Annotated in this window: 13 protein-coding genes, 1 pseudogene and 1 riboswitch; of the genes and pseudogenes, 7 read left to right on the top strand and 7 right to left on the bottom strand. The window is 59.4% G+C overall.

Features of this window, described 5'->3' with window-relative positions:
- Positions 1–160: 160 nt before the first annotated feature.
- Positions 161–790, bottom strand: coding sequence for a LysE family translocator (locus ABH912_RS25575; RefSeq protein WP_033061299.1), 630 nt, complete (start codon positions 788–790; stop codon positions 161–163).
- Between the two features lie 250 nt (positions 791–1040).
- On the opposite strand from ABH912_RS25575, the gene ABH912_RS25570 reads away from it, so the two are divergent.
- The 3 genes from ABH912_RS25570 to ABH912_RS25560 all read left to right on the top strand — a co-directional run bounded on the left by ABH912_RS25570 (position 1041) and on the right by ABH912_RS25560 (position 3886).
- Complete coding sequence (locus tag ABH912_RS25570; protein WP_429511916.1) at positions 1041–2006, top strand: 2-hydroxyacid dehydrogenase; 966 nt, start codon at positions 1041–1043, stop codon at positions 2004–2006.
- Positions 2007–2039: 33 nt separating this feature from the next.
- Complete coding sequence (locus ABH912_RS25565; protein ID WP_429511915.1) at positions 2040–3038, top strand: methyltransferase; 999 nt, start codon at positions 2040–2042, stop codon at positions 3036–3038.
- A gap of 50 nt (positions 3039–3088) precedes the next feature.
- Positions 3089–3213: riboswitch (yybP-ykoY riboswitch) on the top strand.
- Positions 3214–3301: 88 nt separating this feature from the next.
- Positions 3302–3886, top strand: a complete 585-nt coding sequence (locus tag ABH912_RS25560) for a TMEM165/GDT1 family protein (RefSeq protein ID WP_008155932.1) — start codon at positions 3302–3304, stop codon at positions 3884–3886.
- Positions 3887–3934: 48 nt separating this feature from the next.
- Here the strand turns inward: ABH912_RS25560 and ABH912_RS25555 are convergent, their stop codons facing one another.
- A complete protein-coding gene (locus tag ABH912_RS25555) occupies positions 3935–4753 on the bottom strand; it encodes a M48 family metallopeptidase (protein ID WP_033061292.1) in 819 nt (272 codons plus the stop codon).
- Between the two features lie 156 nt (positions 4754–4909).
- Between ABH912_RS25555 and ABH912_RS25550 the strand changes: the two are divergent.
- Together ABH912_RS25550 and ABH912_RS25545 are read left to right on the top strand one after the other, a co-directional pair.
- Positions 4910–6310, top strand: a pseudogene (locus ABH912_RS25550) (HAMP domain-containing protein); the annotation flags it as partial.
- A 15-nt stretch (positions 6311–6325) separates the two neighbouring features.
- Positions 6326–7168 (top strand): methyl-accepting chemotaxis protein, encoded by an 843-nt coding sequence (locus ABH912_RS25545; RefSeq protein WP_370695251.1) that lies wholly within the window; start codon positions 6326–6328, stop codon positions 7166–7168.
- A 200-nt stretch (positions 7169–7368) separates the two neighbouring features.
- Here the strand turns inward: ABH912_RS25545 and ABH912_RS25540 are convergent, their stop codons facing one another.
- Genes ABH912_RS25540 through ABH912_RS25530 form a run of 3 tightly spaced genes read right to left on the bottom strand, consistent with a single transcriptional unit; the run spans position 7369 to position 8483 of the window.
- Positions 7369–7992 carry an SOS response-associated peptidase gene (locus ABH912_RS25540; protein WP_033061288.1) on the bottom strand — a complete coding sequence of 208 codons (624 nt, stop codon included), beginning with the start codon at positions 7990–7992 and terminating at the stop codon, positions 7369–7371.
- 35 nt (positions 7993–8027) lie between these two features.
- Complete coding sequence (locus ABH912_RS25535; RefSeq protein WP_046053423.1) at positions 8028–8288, bottom strand: putative signal transducing protein; 261 nt, start codon at positions 8286–8288, stop codon at positions 8028–8030.
- Between the two features lie 12 nt (positions 8289–8300).
- On the bottom strand, positions 8301–8483 hold the full coding sequence (locus ABH912_RS25530; protein WP_008153387.1) for a CPXCG motif-containing cysteine-rich protein: 183 nt from the start codon (positions 8481–8483) through the stop codon (positions 8301–8303).
- Between the two features lie 142 nt (positions 8484–8625).
- Between ABH912_RS25530 and ABH912_RS25525 the strand changes: the two genes are divergently transcribed.
- A complete protein-coding gene (locus ABH912_RS25525; protein ID WP_197281783.1) occupies positions 8626–9789 on the top strand; it encodes a 1-acyl-sn-glycerol-3-phosphate acyltransferase in 1164 nt (387 codons plus the stop codon).
- Between the two features lie 139 nt (positions 9790–9928).
- On the opposite strand, the gene ABH912_RS25520 is transcribed toward ABH912_RS25525, so the two are convergent.
- Entirely contained in the window at positions 9929–10210 is a 282-nt protein-coding gene (locus tag ABH912_RS25520; protein ID WP_033061282.1) for a hypothetical protein, read from the bottom strand.
- 248 nt (positions 10211–10458) lie between these two features.
- A complete protein-coding gene (locus ABH912_RS25515; RefSeq protein ID WP_033061281.1) occupies positions 10459–11043 on the bottom strand; it encodes a YajG family lipoprotein in 585 nt (194 codons plus the stop codon).
- A 205-nt stretch (positions 11044–11248) separates the two neighbouring features.
- On the opposite strand from ABH912_RS25515, the gene ABH912_RS25510 reads away from it, so the two are divergent.
- On the top strand, positions 11249–11482 hold the full coding sequence (locus tag ABH912_RS25510; RefSeq protein WP_033061279.1) for a hypothetical protein: 234 nt from the start codon (positions 11249–11251) through the stop codon (positions 11480–11482).
- Positions 11483–11903: the final 421 nt, after the last annotated feature.

Below are 11903 nucleotides of genomic sequence, written 5' to 3'. Positions count from 1 at the left end.
CCTTCCATGACAACCAAATCAGCCGAAGGAATGATTTGCAACATTCAGCAAATGCTAGCGTTGCGCCAGCATTCGTAGGCGCTGCCGCAGGCTGTGATCTTTTGATCCTGGCTCTCTGAAAACCCCAAAAGATCGCAGCCTGCGGCAGCTCCTACCTCAATCAATGCATCTCGGTAAACGCGAGTTTCACACCAATGGCGATCAGTACCGCGCCCATGGTCCGATCGAACCAGTGGCCCATCCGGGCAAAACCTGCGCGCACGCGCTGCTGGCTGAACAGCATCGCCACCAGACAGAACCACACAGCGGTGGCCACCGCGAGGTAGATGCCGTAGCCCGCCTGTACCGTCAGCGGCGTCTGCGGATTGATCACCACGGTGAACAGCGAAAGGAAGAACAGTGTCGCTTTCGGGTTCAAGCCGTTGGTCACGAAACCCGAAGTGAAAGCGCCGCGAGCAGTGCGCTCGCCCGCTTCCTTGTGCAGATCGTCAGCCGCAGGTTGGGCTGGCTGTGCTCGCAAGGCCTTGAAGCCGATGTACAGCAGGTACGCGGCGGCGGCCCATTTCAGGGCATTAAACAACACGATGGACTGGGACACGATCAGGCCAATGCCGAGCAACGAATAGCCGACGTGCAGGAAAATCGCCGTGCCGACACCCAGCGCCGTCCAGGTGCCAGCGCGACGACCATGGGTCACGCTCTCACGCACCACCACCGCAAAGTCCGGGCCTGGGCTGGCCACGGCCAGCAAGTGAATCAGGGCAACGGTCAAAAACTCTGTCCAGTACATGGGGTTCCTCTGGGGCAATTGGGTCAATAAAAACACTCGAGCGAAATCAATCTCTGTGGCGAGGGAGCTTGCTCCCGCTCGGCGGCGAAGCAGTCGTGAAACCGGATAACGCGGTATTCCCGACAAAACTCGGTCGCCTGGATTGGGGCTGCTGCGCAGCCCAGCGGGAGCAAGCTCCCTCGCCACAGGTGTTTCATCTGATAGGCTCGGCAGATTACGCCTTCAGTTCATTGCACAAAAGGTACAGTTGATGACGAACACTCACCGCGCCGTTTTCCTCGACCACCCGTCCCTGGACCTGGGCGACCTCGACCTCAGCCCGCTGCAAGAGTGTTTCAGTGAGTTACAGCTTTTCGCCCAGACCACGCCGGACCAGGTGATCGAACGCCTCAAGGGCGCCACCGTTGCCATCAGCAACAAGATCCTGATCGACGCCGCCGCCATCGCTGCCTGCCCCGAGCTGAAGCTGATCCTGATCACCGCCACCGGCACCAACAACGTTGACCTCGCCGCCGCCCGCGCCCACGGGATTACCGTCTGCAACTGCCAGGGTTACGGCACGCCGTCGGTGGCGCAGCACACGATCATGTTGCTGCTCAATCTGGCGACGCGCCTGGCCGATTATCAAAAGGCTGTCGGCGAAGGTCGCTGGCAGCAGGCGAAACAGTTCTGCCTGCTGGATTACCCGATTGTCGAACTGGAAGGCAAAACCCTCGGCCTGCTCGGTCACGGCGAACTGGGCGGCGCGGTCGCACGACTGGCCGAAGCCTTTGGCATGCGTGTACTGCTCGGTCAGATTCCCGGGCGCCCTGCCCGGCCGGATCGTTTGCCACTGGAGGAACTGCTGCCGCAGATCGACGCGCTGACCCTGCACTGTCCGCTCAATGAACACACCCGCCACTTCATCGGAGCCCGTGAACTGGCCTCGATGAAACCCGGTGCGTTCGTGGTCAACACCGCACGCGGTGGCCTGATCGACGAACAGGCGCTGGCCGATGCCTTACGCAACGGTCACCTGGGTGGCGCGGCCACCGATGTGTTGAGCGTCGAGCCACCGACCGCCGGCAATCCGCTGCTGGCCCACGACATTCCACGGTTGATTGTCACCCCGCACAACGCCTGGGGCAGTCGCGAGGCACGTCAGCGGATCGTGGGCCAGTTGACCGAAAACGCACAGGGATACTTCAGCGGTAAAGCACTGCGGGTCGTCAGTTGATAGACTGCGGCACTTTTTTTACAGGAGCAGAGTATGGATCCGCGCAGTGAAGTACTGCTTCGTCAGGCCGAGTTATTCCAGGGTTCGGTGCTGCTCGCCGGTTTGCCCGCCGATGACCTGTTGGGCCGTCTACCCGATGCTCATGGCTGGTGCTGGCATGCCGGCGATCAAGCAGCGCTGGATGCCCGCTTCGCCGAGCGCAGCCATTTCGGTGTGAATGCACCGGAGCGCGCGTTCGACACCGCCGTGGTGTTTCTGCCCAAGTCCAAGGACCTGACCGACTACATCCTCAACGCCCTCGCCTCCAGGCTGGCCGGTCGTGAGCTGTATCTGGTGGGTGAAAAACGCAGCGGCATCGAAGGCGCGGCCAAGCAACTGAACCCCTTCGGCAAACCGCGCAAGCTCGACAGCGCGCGGCATTGCCAGCTGTGGCTGGTCACTGTGGCCAACGCGCCAGAAGCCAAGTCGCTGGAAAGCCTGGCCCAGACTTATGAATTGCCGCTGGCCGAAGGCCCGCTAAAAGTCATCAGCCTGCCGGGCGTGTTCAGCCATGGTCGACTGGATCGCGGCAGCGCGCTGTTGCTGGAACATTTGGACAAATTGCCGAGCGGCCACTTGCTGGACTTCGGTTGCGGTGCCGGTGTGTTGGGAGCAGCGGTGAAACGTCGCTATCCACACAACCAGGTCACCTTGCTTGATGTGGATGCCTTTGCCGCCGCCAGCAGTCGCCTGACATTGGCTGCCAACGGTCTGGAAGCTGACGTGATTACCGGTGACGGTATCGACGCAGCACCGATGGGTCTGAGTGCGATTTTGAGCAACCCGCCGTTCCATGTCGGGGTTCACACGGATTACTTCGCCACCGAGAACTTGCTGCGAAAAGCGGCAAAACATCTGAAAAACGGTGGCGAACTTCGTTTGGTGGCGAACAGCTTCCTGAAGTATCAGCCGCTGATCGAGGAGCATCTCGGGGTGTGCGCAATCAAGGCTGAAGGACAGGGTTTCAGGATCTACCGAGCCAAACGCGGCTAATACCTCTTTTAAAAAAGAGGCTTGCCCAATCGGATTTGCCTAGGCAGAATCCGCTCCGTCCTAGGGGAGTAGTCTCCCACGAGCGCCATGCTCGTCCGGCATACGTCAACATACTTGGTCAACAGACCATGGCGTATGCGACCCAAGCGTCCGCATCAGACGGATCGCAGGGTTTGACAAGACCTATGACACGAACACCTTACCCGGGGCGGGAAGGCTGTACGTGTCATAGCCGTGTCGACCCGCCCCTTAGGAAAACCCTGATGCTGGATTCACTTCTCGTTCCCACCGCAATCGTTGCCTTGGCCGAAATCGGCGACAAGACGCAACTGCTCGCGCTCATTCTCGCCGCTCGCTTTCGCAAACCCTGGCCGATCATCGCCGGGATCGTCGCCGCAACCCTGGCCAACCACGCTGCAGCCGGTGCGGTAGGCGCCTGGGTCGGTAGTTTCTTCTCGAATGCGACGCTGCACTGGATCCTCGCCGCGAGCTTCACCGCGACGGCATTGTGGACCCTGGTGCCGGACAAGATGGATGACGACGAAGCCAGCACCGCCCGCAAGTTCGGACCGTTCCTGACCACGTTGATCGCGTTTTTCCTTGCTGAGATGGGTGACAAGACTCAAGTCGCCACGGTGATGCTCGCGGCGCAATACCCGGAACTGTGGCTGGTGATCATCGGCACCACCGCTGGGATGTTGATTGCCAACGTGCCAGTGGTTTTGGCGGGTAACTTTGCCGCGGATAAATTGCCGTTGACGTTAATCCGTCGCCTGGCGGCGTCGGCATTCTTCATCCTCGCCATTGTCGCGGTGTACAAGGCGATGCAGAGCAGCGGTTGGGTTTGAGCTGACCTCTTTGATCGTTCCCACGCTCGCGTGGGAACGATCAAAGACTCAAGATTTCCTGGCTTTCTCGTACAGCGGCATGACTTTCGGGATCGCCGCCTGCAACGAAGCAATACGACTCGACGACGCCGGGTGAGTGCTCATGAACTCCGGCGGCGAACCTTCCGAGGCCTTGGTCATCTTGTTCCACAGGGTGATCGCGGCGTTCGGGTTGTAACCGGCGCGAGCGGCCAGTTCCAGGCCGATCAGGTCCGCCTCGTTTTCGTTGGCGCGACTGTTGGGCAAGGTCATGCCGTAGTTGGCCACGGTATCCGCCAGCGCCAGGCTGTCCTGACCCAGACCGAACAAGGCACCGGCGCCCTGCTTGGCCATTTCGATACCGTAAGCCTTGGACATCGCTTCACGACCATGCTCGCGCAGGGCGTGGGCGATTTCGTGGCCCATGATCGCGGCGATCTCATCGTCGGTCAGTTGCAGGCTGTCGATCAGCCCCGTGTAGAAAATGATCTTGCCGCCAGGCCCGCAGTTGGCATTGAGTTCGTCGCTCTTGATCAGGTTGACTTCCCATTTCCATTGGGCCGAATCCGGACGAAAAACCGGCGCCTGGGCAATCAGCCGGTCGGCAATCGCCTGGACACGTTTGGCCTCGTTACTGGTCTTGTCCAGCACGCCTTTGGTGTTCGCCTCACCGACAGTCTTTTGATAAGACTGGGCGTACATCTGGTTGACCTCGTCGGTCGACAGCATGCTGAACATGTACTGTTTACGCTCAACGCCCACCGCGCCACCGCTGGTGGTATTGACCGACTGACAACCGGCGAGCAGCAGACTTGCGCTCAGAGCACACACAACCAATGTCTTGTTCATCAAAAAATTCCCTGAAAACATGCCGCGTATCCTAGGCGTGGAATTGTATCGACGCCAGATACAACAGAGGTGTAGACGCACATTTCAGACAAACCTCTCATGGGCGTAGAGAAAAATTCACATAACGCTGCCCACCGCGGTCGATAACGGCCCGCAATGATTCGTTTGCGACATCAACCCCTCCAAAACAGCCAATTCGCCAACCTCCACTCATGGCCATCGACACCCCTGCCGATACAGCACCGCAGACGTCCTCTTGCGTGCGGAGCACCCATGAAATTCAAGTCGATCCAGTTTTCCGTGGCGGCCCTCGCCGGCGCCATCGTTCTTAGTGTCGTGGCAGCCCTGGTGCTGTATGCGTTGTTTTCCGGCGCACGGACACAAGACATGGTCCAGCAGCGGACCCAGGCACAATTCGAGCAAGTCATCGAACAACGCCTCACGTCACTGGCGCAAACCCAGGTCAGCCAGATCCAGCGCGAGCTCGAAGCGCCACTGCTGATTGCCGGCGGACTGGTGCGAGTCAACGCATTGATCGGCACACCGGGTGCCGATGGCCAGCCACAGTTGAACCTGAGCCGTGAGCAATTGATCAGCCTGATCAAGGAAAACGTCGTCAAGAACCCGAAAATTCTCGGCACCTACATCGGTTGGGAAAAAAACGTCCTCGATCACAACGACGCGGCCTACGTCGACACCAAGGTTGTGGGCATCGACGCCAGCAACGGCCGCTTCCTGCCGTGGTGGTTCCGCAACGAAGACGGCAGCCTGGGCCTGGATAAACTGGTGGACGTCGACGACCAGAAAACCCTGTCCACCGGCGTACGCGCCAGCGAGTACTACCTGTGCTCGAAAGAAACCAAAAAATCCTGCGTGATCGATCCGGCGCCCTACAAGGTCGGCGACAAAATCGTGATGCTCGCCTCCTTTATAGAACCGATCATGCTCAACGGCGCCTTCCAGGGCATCGTCGGCGCCGACCTCTCAGTGAACTTCATCCAGGAAATGCTCCTGGGCGCGAATCAGAAGTTGTACAGCGGCGCGGGTGAAATGGCCCTGATTGGCGGCAACAACCGGATCGTTGCCTACACCAAGGACCCGAGCAAATTCGGCGAGAAGGTCAGCGACATCCTCGACAGCCAGCAGATCGCCAACATGGCCAATCTCAAGCGCGGCGAAGTCACCTACACCGTCGACAAGGCCAAGGGCCGGATCGAGTTGTACCTGCCGTTCGGCATCGGCCAGACCGACGCTCGCTGGACCCTCATGCTGCAACTGCCACTGAACGCGGTGATGGCCGACCTGCAAAAACTTCAGGGCGATCTGGACGCCCAGCGCAAGTCCGACACCTTTGGCATGGCCATGGTCGGTTTATTGATTGCCGGTATCGGTTTGCTGGTGATCTGGCTGGTGGGCCACGGCATTGCCCGGCCGCTGAAGCAGATGGTTGCCATGCTCGACGACATCGCTCAGGGCGAAGGTGACCTGACTCGACGCCTGACCAGCGACCGCGCCGACGAATTGGGCTCGATCGCCAAAGGCTTCAACACCTTCCTGGCCAAGTTGCAGGTGATGATCACCCAAGTGGTGACTTCGGTGCAGAGCGTCAGTGATTCGTCGGAACACACCGCCGACATCGCCATCCGCACCAACATCGGCGTGCACAAGCAAATGGCCGAGATTGATCAAGTCGCCACGGCGGTGCATGAAATGACAGCGACCGCTCAGGACGTGGCGCGCAACGCGACTCAGGCGGCACAAGCCGCCAGCCATGCCGATCAGGCCGCGGCGCAGGGCATGCAAATCGTGCGGGACACGTCGAATTCGATTGGCGTGCTGGCGATAGAAATCGGCAAGGCCGTTGGCGTGGTGCAGACCTTGGCCAAGGACAGCGAGAACATCAATGCGATCCTGACGGCGATTCGCGGGATTGCCGAACAGACCAACCTGCTGGCCTTGAACGCCGCCATCGAAGCGGCGCGAGCCGGCGAACAGGGACGCGGTTTTGCGGTGGTGGCCGATGAAGTGCGCAACCTGGCGCAGAAGACTCAGAAAGCCACTGAAGAAATTCAGACCATGATCCAGCAGTTGCAACAAGGCACCCGCGATGTGGTGCGAGTGATGGAAGACAGTCAGAACCGCACCGATGAAAGCGTGCAGCACGCGGCGAAAGCGGCCGAGGCGCTGGAAACGATTACTCAGGCGGTGTCGGTGATCAACGACATGAACACCCAGATCGCCAGTGCGGCCGAGGAACAGAGTGCGGTGGCTGACGACATCAACCGTAACGTGATCAACATCGGGCAAGTGGCCAATGAAGTGGCGGGCGGCGCGGATGAGTCGAGTGCGGCGAGTGCGGACCTGACCAAGCTGGCTGAGCAGCAGCGGCGGTTGATCAATCAGTTCAAGGTCTGAAGAGCCCCCTCACCCTAACCCTCTCCCGGGGGGAGAGGGGACTGACCGAGGTGATCTTTCGAGGTACATCGACCTGAGTTACCGAGCCGAACTCAGGTACTGAAAGCAACCGAGATCGGCTCCCTTTCCCCCGTGGGGAGAGGGCTGGGGTGAGGGGTCGATTTTGAACCTGACAAATATTTGAAGACACTCACGGTTCATCAACCCGGCGTCAGACACTCCGGCCCGTTCAGCTTCGGATCATTGACCATGTTCGCCAACACCCGCTCGCGCAACGCCGCGGGTTCACTGGCGAGTAACGCCTGCAACGCATGCAACGGAGTCTCTGGATTGAGCCACGCCTCCTGCCCCGCCGCATCGAGAATCAACGGCCGGCGCTGACTTGCCGCCGGCTGCGTGATCACCGCCGTGCTCAACCACACCTGTTCCTGCACCGGATACGCTTCCCAAATCGCCGCAAAAAACAGCGTCGAGCCCTCCCCCGGTGTCAGCCAGTACGGACGCTTGCGGGTCGTGCCGCGCCATTCGTAAAAACCGTTGGCGGGCAGCAGGCAACGGCGCTCGCGCAGGGCCTGGCGAAACATCGGTTGTTCGGCAACGGTCTCGGCCCGGGCATGGGCTGGCGTACGGGACAAATCGGTCAGCCACGGCGGCGTCAAACCCCAGCGCGCTCGGGCCAATTCACGCTGGCCGTCAACACCCGCGCGCAGCATCAACACCGAATCGTTGGGAGAAATATTCCACTGGGCCTGCTGATCGGCGGGGAAGCCAGGCAGGGCCGCGAAGGCGGGGTTCCAGCGAAACAGGGCATAACGTCCACACATGGGGCAACACGACTCTTGATAAAACGAACGTCAGCCTAACAGACCAGCGTGCCGGGAAAACTTTCCGGTTCATCGCCGGGCATCGGCAGCGCGGCATTGTAGGCGCTGATTAACTCCCGGGCGTATTCCGCCTGGTCGTTATCAACCGATAATCCCAGCAGGCCAAAGATCGGCAATTCGCCGCTGCCACCGAGCAAATCGCGCCCCACCAGATGCGCTTCGATGCCCTCGCTGGCCAACATGCTTTGCAGCAACTCACCTTCCATGAGGTTTTCCGGCTCGTAGATTCGCTGCATGGGGTGCCCCTTTCATTCGTTTTCGCTGTGAACTTCGAGCAACCATTCCTGACCGTCAGTCTGCAGAACAAACGTGATCGGACGACAACACACCGGACAGTCTTCGATATAGGTCTGATCGCCACCGGACAAGTCCAGCACGGCCTCAGCCTCTTCACCACAATACGGACATTCGTAGCGCTCGGTTTCCAGCATCGCGGTCTCCCAAGTGACTTGTGCGTATAATCGCCGGTCTATTTGCAGGGCTATTTTTGTCTGGCTAACTTTTCAGACCGTGCCCCGTTGGTTTTCGATCAAAACCTTTACTTACCCTAGCCGTTTCTAACAAGAGAGCATGATGGGCGAATTCGATGCCATCCGACCGTACGACGATAGCGAAGTCCCAGCGGTGCTGGACAGGCTGCTCGGTGACAAGGCGTTTCTAGACATCCTCATCCACTTCCGCTTCCCGCGCTTTGCCGGTGCTTTCGGCTGGGCGCTCAAACCTCTTATAGCTCATCGGCTGCGCCGTGAGTTCGCCGGCGTAACCTCCGTGGCCACGCTGCAGGATAAAGTCGAGATGTACGTCGACCACACCATCGAGCGAGCCACCGACGGTGTGACGTACACCGGCGTCGAGCAGTTCAGGTCCGGCAGTGCCTACCTGTTCATTGCCAACCACCGCGATATCGTAATGGACCCGGCCTTCGTCAACTACGCCGTGTACCACGCAGGCCTGCCGACACCGCGCATCGCGATCGGCGACAACCTGCTGCAAAAGCCCTTCGTCAGCGATCTGATGCGCCTGAACAAGAGCTTTATCGTGCACCGTTCGATCACCGGTCGACGCGAGAAGATGGCGGCGTATCAGCTGCTGTCGGCCTACATCAACCACTCGATCCGCAACGATTGCGCCTCAATCTGGATCGCCCAGGCTGAAGGACGGGCCAAAGACGGCGACGACCGCACCGAGTCGGCCATCCTCAAGATGTTCCACATGAGCCGCAAGGACGAGCCGTTCGGCGAAGTCATTCGCTCGCTGAACCTCACCCCGGTGTCGATCAGCTACGAATACGACCCGTGCGATCAAGCCAAGGCGCGCGAGCTGTTCATCCGCGCCACCACCGGCAGCTACACCAAAGTGCCGGGCGAGGACGATGTGAGCATCGCCAAGGGCATCACCGGCTACAAGGGCCGGGTGCATGTGAACTTCGCCTCGCCGATCACCGAGCTGTTCGACGACACCAAGCAATTGGCGATCGAGATGGACCGGCAGATCCTCGGCGGCTACCGCCTGTTCCCGGTGCACTACCTGGCCTACGCCCAGTGGAAAGACGCCGACCCGCAATTGCAGGTGCCGAAAGCCTCTGAAGTGTTCGCGGCCGACGAACTGGCCAAGGCTCAGGAGCAATGGCAACAGCGTCTGGACGCGTGTCCTGAGGAGCATCGTCCGTTCATGGTCCTGCAGTACGCGACGCCGGTGCGCAATCAGTACCGTGTGAAAGCAGGATTGCCGCTGTAAGATTTTTTAGCTGGATACGACAACGGCGCCCTGTGGCGAGGGAGCTTGCTCCCGCTGGGCTGCGAAGCGGCCCCAAGAAAGGACTGCTGCGCAGTCCAACGGGAGCAAGCTCCCTCGCCACAAGTTTTGCGTCAGCGCTTTAGAATCGTGTGCTGATCCACGACACCAGCAACGCCAACCCCAGGCAGGCAAAACCGAAACGATAGAAAAACCGGTTCATGCGCTGGGTCGCCCCATCCAGCATCAACGTCGGTTCATCGATACGACGACCCTGGCTTTGTTCGAGAATGGCCCTCGCACGCTGTTCGCGGCGACGAGTGGCGTGTAACAACCAACCACCCGGGAAGGCCAACAACAAGGCCAGCAGGTTGATCAACTTGGCGGGATGGTTGGTAAACAGCGAAATCAAATGCAACGACATCACGAACCTCAGCAGAACAGGTGTGGCAGACGCCGAACCGGCGGCCGCGGCGCGGATTCTACCGAAAGCCTCACCTTGTGCCCTTGCTTTCCGACAAATAACGAACCATTTGACTGATTCCTGCCCTGTGTCACGGCGCCGTCATGTTGCACACCGAAAACCTGGATCGCTACCCTCCTTGAAACCAGCGGACATGAAAAAGCCCGGAGCCATTGCTGGCACCGGGCTTTTTTGAATCCAGCGAACGCTTACTCGCCGAGAATCTGACCAATCGTCGGATCCTTGAACAGACGCGTCAACGCATCGCTCAACACATCGCTGACCAGCTTGGTATTGGTTTCCTGATTCGGCGCCATACCAAAACGCTGATCCAGGGACGCACCATAACGACCGCTGTAACGACGATTGGCATTCTGCACATCGGAGCGGAACGTCGCGCCAATGGTGGCCTCAGTCACATACATGCCTTCTTTAGGCGACTGATATTTCAGTTCAGCCAGGGTCACAGTCAACTGCGGAGCATTCAGCGCATTGGAGGTTGGGGTGAAGCCCAACAACCGCACGGCCGCTTCGGCCTGAGCCTGCAACTTCGGCAGAATCTGCGCGCCCTGCACGGTGATCGCGCTGGTCTCAGGGTACAGGCCACCACGGGTGCCCAATGTCGGCGACGGACGACCGTCGACCACACGCACCACCACCGGCTGACCATGGCCGACCGGCGCCAGCTGAGTCGTCAGCTTGGGTTCCGGATTCAGTTGTTGCGGGCTGTGGGCGCAGCCAACCAGGGTCAAACTGGTCACAGTGATCAAACCGAACAACAGGCGTTGCAACATGCTCTTCTCTCCAGAATCAGGCACAAACAGGCCCGCAGTATAGCGGTGGGCCACTGTGGGTAACTAGCACCTCACAGTGAATACTGAAATCTCTGACAAACCCTTCAGACCGCGGTTCCTGTCACAGATATGTCACCGCCCATACACTTGCTCGTCACGGCTCGCTGGCAACCTTTACAGCAGTCACCCCACAAGGTACTTCGCCATGCGCTACCTGATCTCGCTGTTCAACCCACGTCCTCTGCATCGCTGCTTCGCCCTGCTCGACCACAACGGCCACTGCCAGGCATTCAAACAGTGCAGCCTTCAGCCGATGGGCGATGGCTGGGTCGAAATCGAAGAAATCCGTCTCAATTGGCTGCACCATCCCCTGCCCCCTAGCGCCCGTGTCAGCCAGCGCCAGCCACGTGCGCGGGCTCAACACCCGTTGACCACCTGACCGAACACCTAATAAAAGTCATTAAACACGACCATTTCCCTGCGTTTCTTCGCTACAATCTCCCCCCGATTATAAGGACGTCTCCTGATCGGGCCTCGCAGCATCGTCAATGCGCTTGTATTGACAACCCCCGCACCGCCCACAGAGAGCCGCCCACACAGATCGAGTGAAGCTGGCGCGCTTGCTGTTCCTTGAGCAAAACCCCCACTTTTCGCGAATCTGCAGAGCTGTCATTACGCTCGGTCACTGAGCTGTTTGCCCGTTTTGCTTGTCATGTATCCCATGGCGGCAATCCATCCGGGCACGGTGCCAGGCTGGGGCAGCCCTTTTTGAGGTTCACGTCTTCAAAAGAGCGTGAAAAAAACGGGTTTTCACAACTTCACAAGAGTGTGGCGAGCAAATGAATAGTTTTGCGTCTGAA

The organism is Pseudomonas sp. BT76 TE3572 (assembly GCF_050435365.1).
Classification (GTDB): Bacteria; Pseudomonadota; Gammaproteobacteria; order Pseudomonadales; family Pseudomonadaceae; genus Aquipseudomonas; species Aquipseudomonas fluorescens_W.
The sequence above is the reverse complement of the archived record's forward strand: the minus strand, read 5'-3'. Positions and strand labels throughout refer to the sequence as shown.

What these genes read in the sequence shown, in the direction of transcription:
- ABH912_RS25510 (WP_033061279.1), top strand. Translation starts at nt 11,249, where the DNA reads ATGCGCTACCTGATCTCGCTGTTCAACCCACGTCCTCTGCATCGCTGC.
- ABH912_RS25555 (WP_033061292.1), bottom strand. Translation starts at nt 4,753, where the DNA reads ATGAACAAGACATTGGTTGTGTGTGCTCTGAGCGCAAGTCTGCTGCTC.
- ABH912_RS25520 (WP_033061282.1), bottom strand. Translation starts at nt 10,210, where the DNA reads ATGTCGTTGCATTTGATTTCGCTGTTTACCAACCATCCCGCCAAGTTG.
- ABH912_RS25535 (WP_046053423.1), bottom strand. Translation starts at nt 8,288, where the DNA reads ATGCAGCGAATCTACGAGCCGGAAAACCTCATGGAAGGTGAGTTGCTG.
- ABH912_RS25545 (WP_370695251.1), top strand. Translation starts at nt 6,326, where the DNA reads ATGATCACCCAAGTGGTGACTTCGGTGCAGAGCGTCAGTGATTCGTCG.
- ABH912_RS25570 (WP_429511916.1), top strand. Translation starts at nt 1,041, where the DNA reads ATGACGAACACTCACCGCGCCGTTTTCCTCGACCACCCGTCCCTGGAC.
- ABH912_RS25560 (WP_008155932.1), top strand. Translation starts at nt 3,302, where the DNA reads ATGCTGGATTCACTTCTCGTTCCCACCGCAATCGTTGCCTTGGCCGAA.
- ABH912_RS25575 (WP_033061299.1), bottom strand. Translation starts at nt 790, where the DNA reads ATGTACTGGACAGAGTTTTTGACCGTTGCCCTGATTCACTTGCTGGCC.
- ABH912_RS25515 (WP_033061281.1), bottom strand. Translation starts at nt 11,043, where the DNA reads ATGTTGCAACGCCTGTTGTTCGGTTTGATCACTGTGACCAGTTTGACC.
- ABH912_RS25565 (WP_429511915.1), top strand. Translation starts at nt 2,040, where the DNA reads ATGGATCCGCGCAGTGAAGTACTGCTTCGTCAGGCCGAGTTATTCCAG.
- ABH912_RS25525 (WP_197281783.1), top strand. Translation starts at nt 8,626, where the DNA reads ATGGGCGAATTCGATGCCATCCGACCGTACGACGATAGCGAAGTCCCA.
- ABH912_RS25540 (WP_033061288.1), bottom strand. Translation starts at nt 7,992, where the DNA reads ATGTGTGGACGTTATGCCCTGTTTCGCTGGAACCCCGCCTTCGCGGCC.
- ABH912_RS25530 (WP_008153387.1), bottom strand. Translation starts at nt 8,483, where the DNA reads ATGCTGGAAACCGAGCGCTACGAATGTCCGTATTGTGGTGAAGAGGCT.